Here is a 17,401-nt window from a genome sequence, read left to right on the forward strand (position 1 = left end):
GTTATGCCCCCTTCTTCGCCTTCTCCACTACCTCGTCAATCGTGCCGGCGAACAGGAACGCGGACTCGGGCAGGCCGTCATGCTGGCCCGCGAGAATCTCCTTGAAGCCGCGGATGGTTTCCGCAATCGGCACATACTTGCCCTGGAAGCCCGTGAACTGCTCCGCAACGTGGAACGGCTGCGACAGGAAGTTCTGTATTTTGCGGGCGCGGGCAACGGTCAGCTTATCCTCGTCGGAAAGCTCATCCATGCCGAGGATGGCAATAATATCCTGCAAATCCTTGTATTTCTGCAGGATGGACTGCACCGCGCGGGCGACCTCGTAATGCTCCACGCCGACAACGTCCGCGGTCAGGATGCGCGAGGAGGAATCCAGCGGGTCCACCGCCGGATAAATACCCATGGAGGCGATGTCACGCGACAGAACGACCTTGGCGTCCAGGTGGGAGAACGTGGTCGCCGGCGCGGGGTCGGTCAGGTCGTCCGCCGGAACGTAAACCGCCTGCACGGACGTAATCGAGCCTTTCTTGGTGGAGGTGATACGCTCCTGCAGCGCACCCATTTCGGTTGCGAGCGTCGGCTGGTAGCCTACCGCCGACGGCATGCGGCCGAGCAGCGCGGAAACCTCCGAACCGGCCTGCGTGAAGCGGAAAATATTATCGATGAACAGCAGCACGTCCTGCCCTTCCACATCGCGGAAATACTCCGCCATGGTCAGGCCGCTCAGCGCCACGCGCATACGCGCGCCGGGCGGCTCGTTCATCTGGCCGTAGACGAGCGCGGTCTTGTTGATAACGCCCGACTCCTGCATTTCGTTATACAGGTCGTTGCCCTCACGGGTGCGCTCGCCCACGCCGGTGAATACCGAAATACCGCCGTGCTGCTTGGCGATGTTGTTAATCAGCTCCATGATAATGACCGTCTTGCCGACGCCCGCGCCGCCGAACAGGCCGATCTTGCCGCCCTTGGCGTATGGCGCGATCAGGTCGATGACCTTGATGCCGGTTTCGAGGATCTCGGTTGTGGACTCCTGCTCCTCATAGGAGGGCGCGGGGCGGTGGATCGGCCAGCGCTCCTCCCCCTCGACCGGCGGCTTGTTATCCACCGGCTGGCCGAGCAGGTTGAAGATGCGGCCGAGGTTCTTATCGCCCACCGGCACCGTGATCGGACCGCCGGTATCGACCGCTTTCATGCCGCGCACCAGGCCGTCGGTGGACTCCATCGCGATGCAGCGCACGGTATCCTGGCCGATATGCTGCGCGACCTCGACCGTAACGGTCCGGCCTTTGTTGTCAATCGTGATGGCGTTCAGCAGCTTCGGCAGTGCGTCGGCAGCAAATTTGATGTCAAGCACCGGCCCGATAATCTGGACGACGGTGCCAATATTCTGCTCACTCATTGGCAAAACTCCTAATTCTTATCATCCTATGCGCCGACCTCGCCCGAACCCGCGACGATCTCGGTGATCTCCTGCGTGATGGCCGCCTGACGGGCGCGGTTGTAGGACAGGTTGAGGTTTTCGATCATCTCGCTGGCATTGTCGGAGGCAGCCTCCATCGCCATGCGGCGCGCGGACTGCTCGGAGCAGTAGCTCTCCACCACCGCGCCGTACAGCACGCCGTACAGGTATTCCGGTATGACCGCATCGAACACCGCCTCTGGCGAGGGGTCGTATTCGGTCAGCACGCGCGCACCGGCGGGCGCTTCCTGCGCCGCGTCTTCAAAGCGCGCCGGAAGCAGCTGCAGGCACTTCGCCTCCTGCTGCAGCGGCGAGACAAACTCCGTGTAGCACAGGAATATCTCGTCCGCCTTTCCCTCTCGGAACAGGCGGAGCAGCCCGTCCACGATCGGATGGGTATCTCCGATCTTCATCCCCTCGGCGATGGCCGGATAATCCGCGGCCACCGGCCAGGGGCGCTTGGCGTAATGCTCCTGCGCCTTTTTGCCGATCGTGATGACCTGCGCGTTTTTGCCCTCCATTTCGGCCGCCGCCAGCTTGAATACATTGGCGTTGTAGCCGCCCGCCAGCCCGCGGTCGCCCGCGATGACGATGAACAGGCTGTTCCTGACCTCTCGGCGGCGCGTATAGACCGATTCGCTGCTCCGCGTGGCGGCAGCCAGGCGGGCGACGGTACGGTACATTGTGTTGAAATACGGCCGCGCGGCCAGCGCGCGCTCCTTGGCGCGCCGCATTTTGGACGATGCCACCAGCTCCATCGCCTTGGTGATCTGCATGGTGGATTGCACGGACTTAATGCGGCGCTTGATATCTTTCATGTTTCCGGAAGCCATTGCTCAGTCCCCCTTTCCGCGTCAGTGCTCGGAAAGGAACTTTGCTTTGAATTCCTCGATCGCTTTGGTCAGCTTTTCCTTGATATCGTCGTCCATCTGGCGGGTCGCGCGGATGGTTTCCGGAATGTCTCCATACACGCCGTCCACAAACGCGAACAACTCTTTCTCAAACTCGCCGATCTGGTCCGCCGGAATATCGAGCAGCGCGCCCGAAATGACGGCGTAAATGATGATAACCTGCTTCTCGACCGGAATCGGGCTGTTCTGCGGCTGCTTGAGCACCTCGACGATGCGTTCGCCCTGATTCAGACGCTTTTTGGTATCCGCGTCCAGATCCGAGCCGAACTGCGAGAACGCCTGCAGCTCGCGGTACTGCGAATAGGCCAGCTTGAGCGTACCCGCAACCTTTTTCATCGCCTTGATCTGCGCGTTGCCGCCGACACGGGATACCGAAATGCCGGGGTTGACCGCCGGCCGGATGCCCGAGTTGAACAGCTCGGTTTCCAGGAAGATCTGGCCGTCCGTAATCGAAATCACGTTGGTCGGGATATACGCCGAAACGTCGCCGGCCTGCGTCTCGATGATGGGCAGCGCGGTCAGCGAGCCGCCATCCTGGATATTCGCCGCGCGCTCGAGCAGGCGGGAATGCAGGTAGAATACGTCGCCCGGGTACGCCTCGCGTCCTGGCGGACGGTGGAGCAGCAGGGAAAGGGCGCGGTACGCTACCGCGTGCTTGGACAGATCATCATAAATAACCAGCACATCCTTGCCCTTATGCATAAAGAATTCACCGATCGAGCAGCCCGCATACGGCGCGATATACTGCAGCGGTGCGGACTCGGACGCAGTCGCCGCTACGATGCAGGTATAATCCATCGCACCGTTCTGCGCCAGCGTCTCCGCCACCTGCGCGACGGTCGAGCGCTTCTGGCCGATCGCCACATAGATACAGATAACGCCCGTACCCTTCTGGTTGATGATGGTATCCAGGCAGATCGCGGTCTTGCCGGTCTGCCGGTCGCCGATGATCAGCTCACGCTGGCCCCGTCCAATCGGGATCATGGAGTCGATCGCCTTGATGCCGGTCTGCAGCGGCACATTGACGGGCGCGCGCTCAATGATGCCCGGCGCCGGGCTTTCAATGGGACGCGCCTCCGTGGTATGGATCGGACCCTTGCCGTCGATCGGCTTGCCCAGCGCGTCGACAACGCGGCCGAGCATGGCCTCGCCTACCGGTACCTCGACGATGCGCTTGGTGCGCTTGACCGTGTCGCCCTCACGGATATTCTGGTCCGAACCCAGGATAACGGCGCCGACGAGATCCTCCTCCAGGTTCTGCGCCATGCCGTATACGCCGCCCGGAAATTCGAGCAGTTCGCCGGACATGCAGTTTTCCAGACCGTGTACATGCGCGATGCCGTCACCGACCGTGACAACCGTACCGACGTCGGTCAGCTTGATCTGGCTCTGATAGTGCGTGATCTGCTCTTTGATAATATTGCTTATCTCTTCGGGGCGTAATTCCATAAAGTCACCTACTTCCTTACGCGATAGTGTTGGTCAGCCGCGCGGCAAGCTCGCTCAGGCGAGTGCGCAGGCTGGTGTCGAACTGCTCGTTGCCCAGCTTGACAACGATGCCGCCGATGATCTGCGGATCGACCGACGTTTCCAGCACCACCTGCTTGCCAGTCACGGCGCTCATCTTTTCTTTCAGCTTTTCGGTCAGCGCGGCGCTCATGGGCTTTGCCGTGACCGCGCGCACCTCCACGATGCCGTTTTCAAAAAAATAGTGCTCTTTATAAGCCTGACGCATATCCTGAACCAGGCCGACGCGGCCTTTTTCGGTAATCAGCATCAGGAAATTGAGCAGGAATGGTTCGATCCGTCCCTCGAAGACCTTCCGCAGGACGTTCTGCTTTTCCTCCAGTGCGATGGAGGGCGTGGTGAGCATTTTCAGAAAGTCAGGCTCGCGCCCAAACACCTCGCAGACCGCGGTCAGCTCGTCGAGATAGGCTTTTTCCTTTTTCTCGTCCGCCGCCACTTCATACAGGCTCAGTGCGTAGCGTTCGCTTACAATATCAGCCACTTGCTCACCCTACCTTGTCGATAAACTCTTCGATGAAGCGCTCATGGTCCTCTTCCTTGATGTCACGCTCGACCACCTTGGAGGCGATCATGACCGAAAGGCCCGCGACCTCATCCTTCAGCTCATTCATCGCCTTTTTGCGCTCCTGCTCAATCGTGCTTTCCGCTTTCTTCAGCATGGCAGCTGCCTGCTGCGAGGATTCCTTGAGGATCTCTTCGCTGCGGACCGTCGCCCGACGGGTGGCGGAGCCGACGATCTCGGCCGCCTCCTCCTTGGCCTTGGACAAGCGTTCCGTATACTCGCTGCGCATGCTTTCCGCTTCGGTCTGCGCCTTTTCCGCGGTGGCGTACATGGCCTGAACCTCCTGCTCGCGGGCCGCCAGCATCTTGCGCACCGGCCCGAACAGGAATTTCTTGATAATCAAAAAGGTGATGAGCGTATTGCACATCGTAACGAGGATATTCCACCAGTTGATATAGACAAAGGACTGGAATATATCCACTGTTTTACCTCCTTCCCAAACGGAGATCCGCTCCGTTTATCCGTTCGCCTGCGTCCGGTTCAGAAATTGCCGACAAACGGGTTGGCAAACAGCAGGATCAGCGCGATAACCAGCGCGTAAATACCGGTGGACTCCGCCATAGCGATACCAAGAATCATGGTACGGGTGATATCGCCCTGCGCCTCCGGCTGACGGCCGATCGCCGCGCACGCCTGGCCCGCGGTGTACCCTTCGCCGATGCCAGGGCCAAGGCCCGCGATCATCGCCATGCCGGCGCCGAGGGCGGACATACCTGCTACAAATGCGTTAGAATCGATACCCATAGTTTTTTCCTCCTGAAATAATGTTGTTCGAACTTCAAATGGATATGGTGAAATTTTTTTGACGGATCAGCTGCTTCCGCGCGCGTCGCCGACGTAAGCCATTGTCAGCATGCTGAAAATGAACGCCTGCATGCATGCCGTAAAGCAATCGAAGTACAGCGACAGGACGCCCGGCAGGCCGATCTGCAGCAGCGGCACCGGCAGGAAGCCCAATACCGCCTTGGACAGCACCTGAAGCGCACCCATGATAAGCGTCGAGATGACCAGGCCGCCCGCCATATTGCCGAAATGACGGAACGACATCGAAACAGGCGTCGCAATCTCACTGAGCACATTGAGCGGCGCCATGACGAATACCGGCTCCAGGAAGCCCTTGAGATAACCGCCGATCCCGTTATACTTGATCTTATTGAACGTGATCAGCGCAAAGGTAATCAGCGCCCAGCCAAGCGTCGTATTCAGGTCCGCCGTCACCGGACGCATCCAGAACAACGTAGCCAGCGAACCGAAGAGCGAGCTCATCAGCAGCGTTGCAATATAGGGCGAAAATGCCTGGCAGCCTTTCCCCATCGTATTTTCGACCAGGTTGTCGATCATTACCACAGCCTTTTCCGCCAGCGCCTGCTTCCCCTTGGGAATTTTCTGCATTCGGTGCGTCAGAAAAATACAAAGAAACAGAATAACCGCCATCACGATCCATGCGTTGCGCATGGTTTCCGTGATCGGCAGATTGGGATTGCCAAACAGATAGCCCAATACCTTAGGGCCGTTTATTTCAACATTCAACGTCTAACCCCCTTTCCTTTGGAATACATGGACCACAGTAAAATGATTTTGGGAAAGAAAAGCGGAACGACTGCCGCGAGCGGATGGAGAAACGGCAGCTTGATTGCCAGAAACACCATCACGCCGGTCAGCAGATACCGGAAAAAATATCCGCGCCGGACGATCCTCGTCCCCTGCGCCGGCGGGAATAGAACTGCCTTGGCCGCGCTTTTCCCGATCATCCGGAACAGCAGCAGCGAATAGCCCGTCCCCAGCAGCAGGCTCACGGCGCTCCGCGCCGGATCCGCCCCCGCCAGCAGGAATACGCCGAACGCGATCACCGCCAGCGGTATCATGCCGCGCAGCATGCGCCGTGTTTCCTCGCGGACGATCTCCATCCCTGTCACGGCATTTTCTCCTTCCTTTCGCTTTCCCTGGCTTTCCGCTCGGTGAACCGCAGGAAATCCCGCAGGCCGCAAACCGCAACCCCGACGCCGAGCAGCAGCCCGGCAATCACCACGCCGTTCCCCCACCCGAATCTGTCCCGCAGCCAAACCGCTCCGAAACAGCCGAGCAGGGGCGGCACGGCCACCGTGCATCCTACCTGGCTGAAATATGCCAGATAACGCAGTACCGACCATTTGCTTTCGCTTTTCCTCATCCGCATTCCCCCAGGCCACAATTTGATGCAGCGAGCGCAGACGCCGCCCGAAGGCGGGCTGTCCCCTATCCCTACACATCAGTCTTATTATACCTAACCCTACCAAAAAGTGAAACACTTTTTATCAGAAATTTCTTAGATATTTTCCCGCTTTACTACAATGTTAGACAATATGCACAATGAAATTACTCAATTATTATAAATTGCAACCAGAGCTTTTGTGGATAGAAAATATAAGTTCCCAGCCGCACCGGTATCCCGAAACCATTTTCATTCTCCCTGTCCAGACTGCCTGTTTTTTCATGGCTTTCCGGCGTCCGGCACCGCCGCTGCGGACATCAAAACAGGCGCCCCGCAGACCTTTCCAAATCTGCGAGGCGCCTGTCTCGTATATCAGCATATCCAATTGAAAGGCAAATATTCTCAAAAGGAATATCGCTGCTTCAGCTATTGCAGGAGCGTTCCGCGTATCCTAAGTATCTCTTATAAAAAGCGCTTCATGCTTTCGGTCGCGGACGACGGCTCCTCGCTCAGCGAGACAGTAAAGTTTACGCTGTGCTGGGCCGAAAACGCGTCCAGCGCGTCCAGGAACGCCTCCGCCTTGGCGACGTCCTTAACGCCGGTGATCTTATACAGGCCGTCGATGAAAACGCGGGTAATGTCATAATTGCCGGCATGGATACCGCTCAGGAATCCCAACAGGCTTGCGTAATCCTTGATCGGGTAATCGGTCGCATCGATCAGCCGCGCATCATGCGAAATATCAAACGTCAGCTTATTGCCGCGCGAAACACATACTACGCTTCCTTTTTCTTCTTTTACCGCGGTGTTGACCTGGTCGATCAGTTCCTTGGTCTTGCCAGAGCCAGTACCGCCAATAATAAGTTTTACCATAGGTTTATTCCTCCTAACCTTTGAGGTTATGTTTAGTGTAGCATAGTTTGCCCAAAACCTCAAGCATGATTTACAAATTTCCTCGTCAATTTGTATTAATTTATTAGCCGCCTGCCAGAACCGCATTCCAGAAGGACAGGAACAGATCCCCCACCCCTTTGGCCTCCACGCTCTCCGCGGCGGTCAGCGGCACGGTGAGCAGCACTTCCTCTCCGTTCAGGATGGACAGCTCCCCGATCTGCTGCCCCGCCTCGACCGGCGCGGTCAGCTTTTCCGGCAGATCCAGACGGGTTTCCAGCCCTTCCGCCTCGGTTTTTTCCACGATAATCGAGCCGCCGCCCTCCATCCGCGGCATTACCGAGCCGCTTTTCCCAATCGTGACCGGCACCGGCTCCAGCAGCCCGTCCGGCGGCGTGTAGGCGCAAAAGTTGGCAAAACCGTAATTGAGCAGCGCCGTGGCGTCCGCCATGCGCGCCTCCTTGGTCGGCGCGGCCATGACGACCGCGACCAGGCTCAGCCCATCCCGCTCGGCGGAAGCGGAAATGCAGAACCCTGCCTCTGAAATATACCCTGTTTTCAGGCCGGTCAAACCCTGATAGCTTTTGAGCATTTTATTGGTGTTGGCAAGCGTGAATTTTCCATCCCGTATGCTGTCCATCCAAATCCCCGTATACTCAAGTATTTTGGGATGCCGCAGCAGCTCGCAGGAGATCAGCGCCAGGTCGCGCGCCGAGGTCAGCGTTTTCTGTCCCATGCCGTCCAGTCCGTTGGCATTGATGAACTGCGTGTTCGTGCAGCCAAGCTCGGCCGCGCGCTGGTTCATCCGTTCGACAAACGCCGCCTCGGTCCCCGCCAGATGTTCAGCCACGGCGACCGCGCAGTCATTGGCCGAGCCGACCGCGATCGCCTTGAGCATATCGTCCAGGGAAAGCTGCTCGCCCGGCTCCAGCCAGATCTGCGTCCCGCCCATCGAGCAGGCATACTCACTGCCGGTAATCATCGTATCCAGTGTGACTTCCCCGCGTTCGAGCGCCTCCATCGCCAGCAGCATAGTCATGATCTTGGTCACGGACGCGGGCTGCAGCGGCTCGTCGGCATTCATGGAATACAGCTCCTGCCCGTTCGACGCATAGAGCGCGGCCGATTTTGCATTCAGCGGCCCCATTTCCGGAAGCGCCAGCGCAGACGGGAGCAGCAGGCAGAAACACAGCGCGAGACAAACGATCTTTTTCATCCGTTCCGTCCTCCCTTTTTGTTCCACCCTATGCGGCGGACTGCAAAAACATGCCCCCCGGCAAATTGACAAATTCTGCGAAAACGCGTATGATGTAAAGTGTTAAGAAGTTGTTAACCGGAGGAAGCCCATGTTTACCAACAGTCTGATCGTCCTGCAGCAAATCATCGTCATGTTCCTGCTCATCCTGATGGGCTATGTCCTGTTTCGCAAAAACGTTTTTACCAACCAGACGACACAGAGCCTGACCGTGCTGCTCAATAAGTACATTGTGTTTTTTGTTTTGCTGCGGTCGTTCCAACGCCCGTTCGACGCCCATCTTGGCTACGCCCTGGGCGTCACTTTTGTGTGTAGCATGCTTTTTTTCCTGATTTCCATTGCGCTGGCAAACCGCGTCTACCGTCCGGAAAAAACGGAAAATTACGCGGACTGCCGTGTTTCCGTCGTGCTGACCAACAACGGCTTCATGGCCCTGCCTCTGCTCGATGCGATGTTCGGCTCGGACGGGGTTTTCCTCGGCGCATCCAGCATTGCCTGCATGGCGATCGTTCTGTGGACCTACGGCGTGCAGCAGCTCTCCGGCGGCAAAGAGGGCAACGGCATCCGGAATATCCTTTTGAATCCCGCCCTGCTCGCTACCGTATGCGGCTTTCTCCTGTTCTGCTCGCCTATTAAGCTCCCCGAGCTGGTGTTCCGAGCCGTGGATTTTTTGGGCGATCTCAACACGCCGCTCGCCATGCTTTCGCTCGGCTGCTTCCTTGCCCAGATCGATCTGAGGGAGTGTTTTACCGATCTGGAGATCTGGAAGGTATCCGTTGTGCGCCTGCTGCTGATTCCGGCGATCGCCATTGTCCTGCTGTTGTTCATCCCGCTCGATCATATGTCCAAGATCATCCTGCTGACCGGCACCGCCGCCCCCTGCGCACTTGCCTCGGCCATGTTTGGCCAGATCTATGGCACGGATTACTTATTTTCCACGCGCGTCATCTCGCTTTCCACACTGCTTTCCGTAATCACCCTCCCGCTTTGTATCTCTGTTCTGGAGGGCCTGCTTCACTTTTTCGGATAGCCGACAACATACAGAAAAACACGCTGCTTTAGCAGCGTGTTTTTTATTCGTTTTCCCTCTCTATAAGCCACGGGTTGCTGCACCCAAAGGTACGGAAATTCATCCGCGCCTCCTCCAGCGAAAGGCCGTGGTTCTGGTCGCTCGGTTCCTCGGGCGCATCCTGCGCGTCGTAATCGATCTCCCACAGGCAGGTCGGACAGATATACCCCCACGATGGGTTTTGGGGGATATCCGCCCCGCAGCAGGGGCAGGGCTCAACCGGTATCTCGGGCGACCACGGCGGCGCCTGCTCCCCATCCAGGTCGGGCAGATCGGGGCGCTCCCATGGGTCGGGCGGCGCGTCGTCGTCCTCGGGCGCCTGGGGCTGCCACGGCACAAATATCCCATCGTCCTGCGCCTCAGGCAAAAACCAGTCCTTTTCCCGCTCTACTCCCATCACTCCAGCTCGATCAGCACCGGACAGTGATCCGACCCGAACACATCGCTCAGGATACGCGCGGCCTTGACACGGCCGATCAGCCGGTTGGACACCAGGAAGTAGTCGATACGCCAGCCCGCGTTCTTCTCCCGCGCCTTGAAGCGGTAGCTCCACCAGGAGTACGCGCCCGTCAGCTCCGGATAAAAATGCCGGAACGTATCTGTAAAGCCCACGCCGAGCAGCTCGGTCATTTTGGCGCGCTCCTCGTCGGTGAAGCCTGCGTTGCGGCGATTGGTTTTGGGGTTTTTCAGGTCGATCTCCTGATGCGCAACGTTCATGTCCCCGCATACAATGACCGGCTTCTCCGCGTCCAGCTTTTGAAGGTAGGCGCGGAAGTCGTCCTCCCAGCGCATCCGGTAATCGAGACGCTTCAGCTCATCCTGCGAATTAGGGGTGTAGACCGTAACCAGATAAAACGCCCCATAATCCGCCGTAATGACGCGCCCCTCATGGTCATGCTCGTCAATGCCAAGGCCGTAGGCGACCGCCTCCGGCTCGGTTTTGGAAAACAGGGCTACGCCGGAATACCCCTTTTTTTCCGCTGAATTCCAGTATTCATAGTATCCCTCAATCTGCGGGGCCTGCTCGGGCTGCAGCTTGGTTTCCTGCAGGCACAGCATATCCGGCTGCTCCGCTTCCATAAACGCAAAAAAGCCCTTGCCCACGCACGCGCGCAGGCCGTTTACATTCCAGGAAATTAATTTCATCTTCCGCTCCTTTTATTCGCTGTCCGCGGCATCGGCTCACGCGGTGATTTCGACCGTGTTTCCATCCGGATCGAGCACGCAGCTTTCATAATACCCATCGCCCGTCACGCGCGGCCCGCTTGTCACTTCATAGCCGTCCGCGCGCAGGCGCTCGGTCAGCGCGTCCACATTTTCGCGCGTCCCCGCTTTGAATGCCAGGTGGGTCCAGCCCGTCCACAGGCGCGAACGCTCGCATTCCTCCAACCCCGGCCGCGTCATCAGCTCCAGCCGCGCGCCATCTGCAAAGGAAATAAAGTAGGTTTGCAGGCCGGTTTTCTCATTCCGATACTGCTTGTTTGCTTTACCGTCGAAGTAATCCTCATAAAAAGCGCGCAGCCGCTCCAAATCGCAGGTATACAGCGCCGCATGGTCAATCTTCATATCACAAGGTCACCCTTTCAAAATACCGCTTTCCGCGATCCGTTCGACCGCTTCCCGCATCCGTTCGGGCGGCACGACCAGCGCGAATCGGACATAACCCTCGCCCTGCCCGCCGAACGCGCTGCCCGGCACGCAGATCACGCCGGTCTTTTCCATCAGCTCCAGCACGAATTCCACGGACGAGCCGAACCGCTCCGGTATCCTCGCCCACACGAACATGGTACCCTGCGCGTCCGGCACGTCCCAGCCGATTTTGCGCAGGCCGCCGCACAGCGCGTCGCGCCGCGCCATGTAGCCCTGCCGGTTGCGCGCGACAATCTCCTGTGGTCCGGTCAGCGCCGCGACCGCGCCCGCCTGGATAGGATAGAACATCCCGTAGTCGATCTGCGAGCGGAACGCGCGGAACCGGCTGATGATCTCACGGTTGCCGAGCGTGAAGGATACGCGCATGCCGGTCAGGTTATAGGTCTTGGAAAGGGAATTAAATTCGATCCCGACCTCTTTCGCGCCCGGTATGGACAGGAACGACAGCCCCTGTTCCCCGTTGAGGAGCAGGTCGGAATAGGCGTTATCGTGCAGAATGATGATTTGATGCTCGCGCGCATAGGCCACGAGCCGCTCATAAAACGACCGGTCCGCGACCGAAGCGGTCGGATTGTTCGGATAGGATACGACCATCGCTTTGGCGCGGCTGGCGACCTCCTCCGGTATATCCGCGAAATCAAGCTGCCAGTTGTTTTCCGCCCGCAGCGGATACAGGCCGACCGTAGCGCCGGTCATCAGCGGACCGAAGGAAAAAATCGGGTAGCCCGGGTCGGGGGCGAGGATCAGGTCGTTCGGCCCCGCGAACGCAAAACCGACATGGGCTATGCCCTCCTGCGAGCCGCATACGGCCATAATCTCCTCGTCCGCAAGCTGAACGCCATAGCGGCGGCTGTACCAGCCCTGCACCGCGTCGAGCAGCGCGCGCGTCTCGGTCAGCGAATACTTATACTGCTCCGGATCGAGCGCCGCGCGGCTGACCGCCTCCATCACATGCCGGTCCGGCTGGAAATCCGGCGTGCCGATCGACAAATTGATCACATCCCGCCCGCTTGCCAGCAGGCGGCGTTTGCGCTCGTCCAACTTATTGAAAATGTTGCTGTCCGCGGGCTCTCCCGCTTTGATGAATTGCATGTTGTCTATCTCCCCAGTAAAAATTCTATCACCGTCCGGTTGAAACGGGACGGCTGCTTTGCCGCGACAAAATGGTCCCCATCCCGAAACACCTCGACCCGACAGTGCGGGATCCGCGCCGCCATTTCCTTAGTCTGGCTGGCCCGCACCATGTCATGCTCGCCCACGATAATCAGCGTCGGCATGGTCAGGCGGGCAAGGTCGTCCATACTCACGCCGTACGGATGGACCATCAGGCCCATCACGTCGCGCTTGCGGGCCGCCTTTTTGCTCAGACGCCCCAGCGCGGCCAGAACGCCATACCCCGCATATACCGGAAGCTGGATATGCGGCTTAATGCCGCCGAACATTTCGATATTGGCGCCGTTCAGAATCAGCTTGTCCACATACGCCGGATAGGTGAGCGCGAACTTGATCGCCAGATTGCCGCCATCCGAAAAGCCGAGGATATGCGCTTTTTTCACCCCGCGCGCATCCAATACGGTTTTCAAATCCTGCGCCATCTGGTCGAACGACAGGCCATGCGCGCCGCTTTCCGAGGCGCCGTGTCCCCGGCTGTCCACCGCGAGCACGCGGTAAAACCGCGTAAATTCCGGTATCTGCGCTTTCCAGTACGCGCTGTCCTCGCCGTTTCCATGCAGCAGGACAAGCGGCTTGCCGCGGCCGATATCATAACAGGCAATGCGGGCGTCGCCGCAGTCGACGAACTCCGCCTGATAACCAAACATATTTATTCCATACCTTTCCTGCACTGTTCCACAAACCCGACCGGAAGCTGGGTCATTTCCGCGGTCCGCTCCACATCGTTCCCCTCGCGCAGCAGGCGCTGCGCAACGACCGTCATGGACTCCCCCACCTCGATCATATGCCAGTCCGGATCGTAAAGCCGCACCACGCGCTGGTGCCATTCATGCGTTTTGGGGCCATGCACCAGATCGACGTCCGGATGCTGCTGCAGCCTGCTCCAAAAGGCTTCGAAATCATCGACCTCGAAATACAGCTCCATATTATTCGTCTGGTGCAGGATCGTGGATTTGGGGATGCCTACCAGCCAGTCAAAATCCTGCTGGATCGCGAAGCCGCCCGAAAACGTCACGTTCCGGCCCAGATCCATCGCCACCTCCTGCTCAAACAGGTCGTGGTAAAACCGTTTGGAAACCTCCACATCCCGCACCGCCAACAGCGGCAGCTGGTATTGAATCATCCTTCTCCCTCCCATTATGGCGCCGCCGGCGCCAACTATCCGCAGACGCGGGTAAATTCCTGCTTTTCCTGCGCTTTAGAAGAAACAAACACAGGCCGGCCGCATATAGTTTCCCGATACCGCCTTCCAGCGGGCAGCGCGGTCAAAGCCTGTATATTGTTATTTTACCACACTTGAAACCCCTGGTAAAGGCGCGTCTCTACGCTTTCAGTCGTCGAATCTGACAAAAAAGCGCGGTCATTTGCTCCACGGGTTCGACGGCGCCTCCGCACATCCAGTCCCGCAGCAGCGCGTAGCAGCCTCCTGACACAAAGCTGGCGCAGTACCGCTGGAACGTCCGGTCCTCCCGCATGGCCTCCGGACAGATAAACCAGCCGCCGACCCGCGCGGCCACCCGTTCAAATTCCCGCTGCACAAACCGGAATTCGCCGTTTTGCTCCAACAGGCAGAACAGGTCCGCATACGGCTTCCAATAGGCGAACAGCGTTTGTGCGAACGCGGTATCGCCAAAGGGGGCCTGCTCCCGCAGCTTTTCCAGAAAGCCGTCCGCCAGGCAGGCGATATATTCCCGCAGTATGTCATCCTTTTCCGCGTAATTGCGGTAAAAGGTTTTCCGTCCGAGCTGCGCATGTTCGCACAGCGCCGTTACTGTAATCTGCCCGTAAGGCCGCTCCGCGAGCAGCTCCAGCATCGCCTGCCGCAGCATGGAACGGGAGCGGACGGCAATCGGATTTTGACTTTTTTCCACTCGACCCATCTCCCGACACAAAGAGTATTCCATCGTGTCACTTGCGCCAAACGCCTTGACACGAATGTGTCACCTGCATTATACTCTGCATTGTCCAGAAAAGCAAGGAGGAAAACCATGCGTATTCACCGTATCCGTTCCGGAATGACAAACTGTTGGCTGATTCAATGGAGCGGCCGGACGCTGCTGGTCGATGCCGGTATCGCGTGGGATCGTCGGTTCCTCGGACGCCTGCAGCGCGCGGTCGACCCGCATATGATCGAACTGCTGTTCCTGACGCACGGCCATACCGACCACATCGGCCACGCCGCCGCTTTGCAGGAACATTACGGCATTCCCGCCGCGCTGCACCCCGCTGACCTTGCCCTTGTTATGCCGCCGGCGCAGGACATCGGGGCGGTCCGCAGCGGCCGAAAAACGGAGAAACACGCGCCCTTTTCACCGGCCTTTCTCGTACCGGACGGACTGCCGCCCAGCGCAACACCGATACCCTGCCCGGGACACACCGCCGGCTCCTGCGCGCTGCTGGTGGAGGACTGCCTTTTCGCAGGCGACGCCGTTATGTCGTTTCTGCGCCCTGCCCTGCCTGGATACAGCGAAAATCCACAGGCCGCGCGGGACAGCCTGCTGCGTCTGGCAAGGCTGGACTGCAGCATGATTTATCCAGCCCACGGCCGCCCGTTCCCGATGGAGCGGCTGCGGCATTTGGCCGGCAAAATACAAAGGAGCTGAAACTATGAAGATCACCGCAATTTACGGAACCAACCACACAGGCAGCACTGTTTTGCTGGCGCGCATGCTGATGCAGTCGCTTCCACAGGATAACACTACATTTTCGGAGTTTTTTCTTCCACGGGATTTCAGTCACTTCTGCAGCGGCTGCTGCGCATGCTTCGAAGCCAGCGAACCCCTCTGCCAGCAGGCATCCGCCCAGCTTGAGCCTATTTTACAGGCAATCGACGCATCCGACGTTATTCTCCTGGCCAGTCCGGTGTATGCTTACCATGTGACCGGCGCAATGAAATCCTTTCTCGATCACCTGGGAAACCGCTGGATCGTCCATCGTCCAAACGGCAAACTGACGCGCAAAACCGCCGTTCTGCTGGCAACCGCTGCGGGAAGCGGCCTCAGGCAGACGCTGCGGGATATGAAAGACAGCGTAAACTGGTGGGGCGTCGGGCGGGTATATACCTACGGTATCCGCTCGATGGCGCTGAAAGCCGCCGAACTGAGCGAACCGCGAAAAGAAAAAATGCGGCGGGATATGCAGCGCCTCGCCCGCAGACTCCAGCCCGCTCCGGTCGAACCGCGCTGCAGTGTACGCATGCGGTACTGGCTCAGCCGCAAAATGGGCGGCGGCCTTACAGACAGCGACCATGCCTACTGGGAAGCGCAAGGCTGGATGGACGGAAAATCACCCTGGAAATAAAAAAAGGCGGCTGTCACCAGCCGCCTTTTCGCGTTCCTCACTTCAAAAGCAATTCCCGCAGTTCTTCCATCGTATCGACAATATGGTCAGCGCCGGCACAAGCCAGCTCATCCCTGCCGCCAAAGCCAAAGGTAACGCCAATACACGCGATGCCGTTGTCCTGCGCCCCCTCCGCGTCATGCATCCGGTCCCCCACCAAAACCGCTTCGGAACACTCCCGCACCTGCAGCATCTCCAACGCCTGCCTGACAACCTGGGATTTGGTAGAGATTACACCATCCAGCGTGGCGCCGGAAACGGCATCGAAATAAGCGTCGATCTGGAATCTCTGCAAAATTTTCTCCACAAAAACAGTTGGCTTGGAGGACGCAATGGCCGTTTTCTTTCCCGCGTCCTTCAGCGCCCGCAGCAGCTCCGGAACACCTGAAAACAAAAGGTTTTCTTTCCAGCCCCGCACACTGAAGCGCTCGCGGTAAGCCGCGACCGCCTGCCTTGCGCCGGCGTCGTCAAATCCATAGCAGCGAATGAATTCATCATAGAGCGGCGGACCGATAAAATGTTCCAGCGCCGTTCGATCAGGCGCATCAATACCCATTTTGCCGAGCGCATACTGCACAGACTTTGTGATCCCCTCTCGTGGATCGGTCAGCGTCCCATCCAGATCAAATAAAATATATTGATACATGCTTTTCCCTCCTCAGACAGAGGAAAAGCAGCAACCGAAGTTGCTGCTTTTCGTGATGTGCGCATCGAGTTATCTTTCCAGGCCGTCGCCAGCCAAGTATTGTCACCGTAAATGAGCTTAACTACTGTGTTCGGAATGGGAACAGGTGTACCCTCATCACCATAGATACGCACTATATCGAGAAATGCTTCACGCATTTGCTCACCTTGTAAAACATACCACATCGCCGCCATCTTGTCAACTGTTAAAGATGGTGACCCGTGGGGGAATCGAACCCCCGTTTGCGGCGTGAGAGGCCGCCGTCTTAACCGCTTGACCAACGGGCCATTTCCAGCCTGCTTCCGGTATGCTTGCCGGCTCCACCGTGGGACTGAACTCGGCCAATCCCACAGCGCACCGTTCCTGGTACACCATCACGGGCTCGAACCGTGGACCCACTGATTAAGAGTCAGTTGCTCTACCAACTGAGCTAATGGTGCATAATGCTCCGCATTCATTTGAAACTACAGTTTCAAATGAGTTTTCTGCGGAAAGCCTTCACATCGAAGTCAATCCGATGTTCAGGCGCTGGATTTTATGTCGCCCTCAACGGGCTCCAGCGGGTTTACACCCTGAAAACTGAACAATAACAACTCACAGCAAAGAGTACGAGGATTACCTCTAATATGAGGTCAAGCCCTCGGCCTATTAGTATCAGTCCGCTGCATACATTACTGCACTTCCACTCC

Annotated in this window: 22 protein-coding genes, 2 tRNA genes and 1 rRNA gene; 3 read left to right on the forward strand and 22 right to left on the reverse strand. The window is 58.1% G+C overall.

What is annotated here, in order from left to right:
* Position 1 precedes the first annotated feature (1 nt).
* The 11 genes from atpD to ACYQ3S_RS06555 all read right to left on the reverse strand — a co-directional run bounded on the left by atpD (position 2) and on the right by ACYQ3S_RS06555 (position 8,757).
* A complete protein-coding gene (gene atpD / locus ACYQ3S_RS06505; RefSeq protein ID WP_054327689.1) occupies positions 2 to 1,399 on the reverse strand; it encodes a F0F1 ATP synthase subunit beta in 1,398 nt (465 codons plus the stop codon).
* A 26-nt stretch (positions 1,400 to 1,425) separates the two neighbouring features.
* Entirely contained in the window at positions 1,426 to 2,292 is an 867-nt protein-coding gene (gene atpG / locus ACYQ3S_RS06510; protein ID WP_459687961.1) for an ATP synthase F1 subunit gamma, read from the reverse strand.
* Between the two features lie 21 nt (positions 2,293 to 2,313).
* Entirely contained in the window at positions 2,314 to 3,819 is a 1,506-nt protein-coding gene (atpA, locus tag ACYQ3S_RS06515; protein WP_107632052.1) for a F0F1 ATP synthase subunit alpha, read from the reverse strand.
* Positions 3,820 to 3,835: 16 nt separating this feature from the next.
* Positions 3,836 to 4,378 carry an ATP synthase F1 subunit delta gene (gene atpH / locus ACYQ3S_RS06520; protein WP_459687963.1) on the reverse strand — a complete coding sequence of 181 codons (543 nt, stop codon included), beginning with the start codon at positions 4,376 to 4,378 and terminating at the stop codon, positions 3,836 to 3,838.
* 4 nt (positions 4,379 to 4,382) lie between these two features.
* Positions 4,383 to 4,880 carry a F0F1 ATP synthase subunit B gene (gene atpF / locus ACYQ3S_RS06525; protein WP_459687965.1) on the reverse strand — a complete coding sequence of 166 codons (498 nt, stop codon included), beginning with the start codon at positions 4,878 to 4,880 and terminating at the stop codon, positions 4,383 to 4,385.
* Between the two features lie 59 nt (positions 4,881 to 4,939).
* Positions 4,940 to 5,203, reverse strand: coding sequence for an ATP synthase F0 subunit C (gene atpE / locus ACYQ3S_RS06530; protein WP_054327692.1), 264 nt, complete (start codon positions 5,201 to 5,203; stop codon positions 4,940 to 4,942).
* Positions 5,204 to 5,269: 66 nt separating this feature from the next.
* A complete protein-coding gene (locus tag ACYQ3S_RS06535; protein ID WP_242977956.1) occupies positions 5,270 to 5,989 on the reverse strand; it encodes a F0F1 ATP synthase subunit A in 720 nt (239 codons plus the stop codon).
* The gene (locus ACYQ3S_RS06540; protein WP_459687990.1) at positions 5,986 to 6,366 is read right to left on the reverse strand and encodes an ATP synthase subunit I; all 381 of its coding nucleotides are present in this window, start codon (positions 6,364 to 6,366) and stop codon (positions 5,986 to 5,988) included. The genes ACYQ3S_RS06535 and ACYQ3S_RS06540 overlap by 4 nt, the downstream gene beginning before the upstream one ends.
* A 5-nt stretch (positions 6,367 to 6,371) precedes the next feature.
* A complete protein-coding gene (locus tag ACYQ3S_RS06545) occupies positions 6,372 to 6,629 on the reverse strand; it encodes an AtpZ/AtpI family protein (protein ID WP_054327694.1) in 258 nt (85 codons plus the stop codon).
* A gap of 483 nt (positions 6,630 to 7,112) precedes the next feature.
* A complete protein-coding gene (locus tag ACYQ3S_RS06550; RefSeq protein WP_054327695.1) occupies positions 7,113 to 7,523 on the reverse strand; it encodes a hypothetical protein in 411 nt (136 codons plus the stop codon).
* Between the two features lie 103 nt (positions 7,524 to 7,626).
* Positions 7,627 to 8,757 carry a D-alanyl-D-alanine carboxypeptidase family protein gene (locus ACYQ3S_RS06555; protein WP_459687968.1) on the reverse strand — a complete coding sequence of 377 codons (1,131 nt, stop codon included), beginning with the start codon at positions 8,755 to 8,757 and terminating at the stop codon, positions 7,627 to 7,629.
* Between the two features lie 130 nt (positions 8,758 to 8,887).
* Between ACYQ3S_RS06555 and ACYQ3S_RS06560 the strand changes: the two genes are divergently transcribed.
* Positions 8,888 to 9,826: an AEC family transporter gene (locus ACYQ3S_RS06560; RefSeq protein WP_459687970.1), complete on the forward strand. Its 939-nt coding sequence runs from the start codon at positions 8,888 to 8,890 to the stop codon at positions 9,824 to 9,826.
* A gap of 43 nt (positions 9,827 to 9,869) precedes the next feature.
* Here ACYQ3S_RS06560 and ACYQ3S_RS06565 read toward each other — a convergent pair whose 3' ends face one another.
* The 7 genes from ACYQ3S_RS06565 to ACYQ3S_RS06595 form a co-directional block, all read right to left on the reverse strand.
* The gene (locus ACYQ3S_RS06565) at positions 9,870 to 10,262 is read right to left on the reverse strand and encodes a CPCC family cysteine-rich protein (RefSeq protein WP_459687971.1); all 393 of its coding nucleotides are present in this window, start codon (positions 10,260 to 10,262) and stop codon (positions 9,870 to 9,872) included.
* Positions 10,262 to 11,011, reverse strand: a complete 750-nt coding sequence (locus ACYQ3S_RS06570; protein ID WP_459687973.1) for an exodeoxyribonuclease III — start codon at positions 11,009 to 11,011, stop codon at positions 10,262 to 10,264. Before ACYQ3S_RS06570 ends, ACYQ3S_RS06565 begins: the two co-directional genes overlap by 1 nt.
* Positions 11,012 to 11,047: 36 nt before the next feature.
* Complete coding sequence (locus ACYQ3S_RS06575) at positions 11,048 to 11,431, reverse strand: VOC family protein (protein WP_459687975.1); 384 nt, start codon at positions 11,429 to 11,431, stop codon at positions 11,048 to 11,050.
* A 9-nt stretch (positions 11,432 to 11,440) separates the two neighbouring features.
* A complete protein-coding gene (locus tag ACYQ3S_RS06580) occupies positions 11,441 to 12,607 on the reverse strand; it encodes a pyridoxal phosphate-dependent aminotransferase (RefSeq protein ID WP_459687976.1) in 1,167 nt (388 codons plus the stop codon).
* 5 nt (positions 12,608 to 12,612) lie between these two features.
* A complete protein-coding gene (locus tag ACYQ3S_RS06585; protein WP_459687978.1) occupies positions 12,613 to 13,335 on the reverse strand; it encodes an alpha/beta fold hydrolase in 723 nt (240 codons plus the stop codon).
* Between the two features lie 2 nt (positions 13,336 to 13,337).
* Complete coding sequence (locus ACYQ3S_RS06590; RefSeq protein ID WP_459687992.1) at positions 13,338 to 13,808, reverse strand: VOC family protein; 471 nt, start codon at positions 13,806 to 13,808, stop codon at positions 13,338 to 13,340.
* Between the two features lie 202 nt (positions 13,809 to 14,010).
* Positions 14,011 to 14,559 (reverse strand): TetR/AcrR family transcriptional regulator, encoded by a 549-nt coding sequence (locus ACYQ3S_RS06595; RefSeq protein ID WP_459687980.1) that lies wholly within the window; start codon positions 14,557 to 14,559, stop codon positions 14,011 to 14,013.
* A 117-nt stretch (positions 14,560 to 14,676) separates the two neighbouring features.
* Between ACYQ3S_RS06595 and ACYQ3S_RS06600 the strand changes: the two genes are divergently transcribed.
* Together ACYQ3S_RS06600 and ACYQ3S_RS06605 are read left to right on the forward strand one after the other, a co-directional pair.
* Positions 14,677 to 15,291 carry an MBL fold metallo-hydrolase gene (locus ACYQ3S_RS06600; RefSeq protein WP_459687982.1) on the forward strand — a complete coding sequence of 205 codons (615 nt, stop codon included), beginning with the start codon at positions 14,677 to 14,679 and terminating at the stop codon, positions 15,289 to 15,291.
* A 4-nt stretch (positions 15,292 to 15,295) separates the two neighbouring features.
* Positions 15,296 to 15,988, forward strand: coding sequence for a flavodoxin family protein (locus ACYQ3S_RS06605; RefSeq protein ID WP_459687984.1), 693 nt, complete (start codon positions 15,296 to 15,298; stop codon positions 15,986 to 15,988).
* Between the two features lie 37 nt (positions 15,989 to 16,025).
* On the opposite strand, the gene ACYQ3S_RS06610 is transcribed toward ACYQ3S_RS06605, so the two are convergent.
* The 4 genes from ACYQ3S_RS06610 to ACYQ3S_RS06625 all read right to left on the reverse strand — a co-directional run bounded on the left by ACYQ3S_RS06610 (position 16,026) and on the right by ACYQ3S_RS06625 (position 17,152).
* Complete coding sequence (locus tag ACYQ3S_RS06610; RefSeq protein WP_459687986.1) at positions 16,026 to 16,673, reverse strand: HAD hydrolase-like protein; 648 nt, start codon at positions 16,671 to 16,673, stop codon at positions 16,026 to 16,028.
* 56 nt (positions 16,674 to 16,729) lie between these two features.
* Positions 16,730 to 16,846, reverse strand: a 5S ribosomal RNA gene (gene rrf / locus ACYQ3S_RS06615).
* 78 nt (positions 16,847 to 16,924) lie between these two features.
* A tRNA-Glu gene (locus tag ACYQ3S_RS06620) sits at positions 16,925 to 16,999 on the reverse strand.
* Positions 17,000 to 17,076: 77 nt separating this feature from the next.
* Positions 17,077 to 17,152 (reverse strand) — tRNA-Lys (locus tag ACYQ3S_RS06625).
* Positions 17,153 to 17,401: the final 249 nt, after the last annotated feature.

The organism is Agathobaculum sp. TL06, from assembly GCF_054658635.1.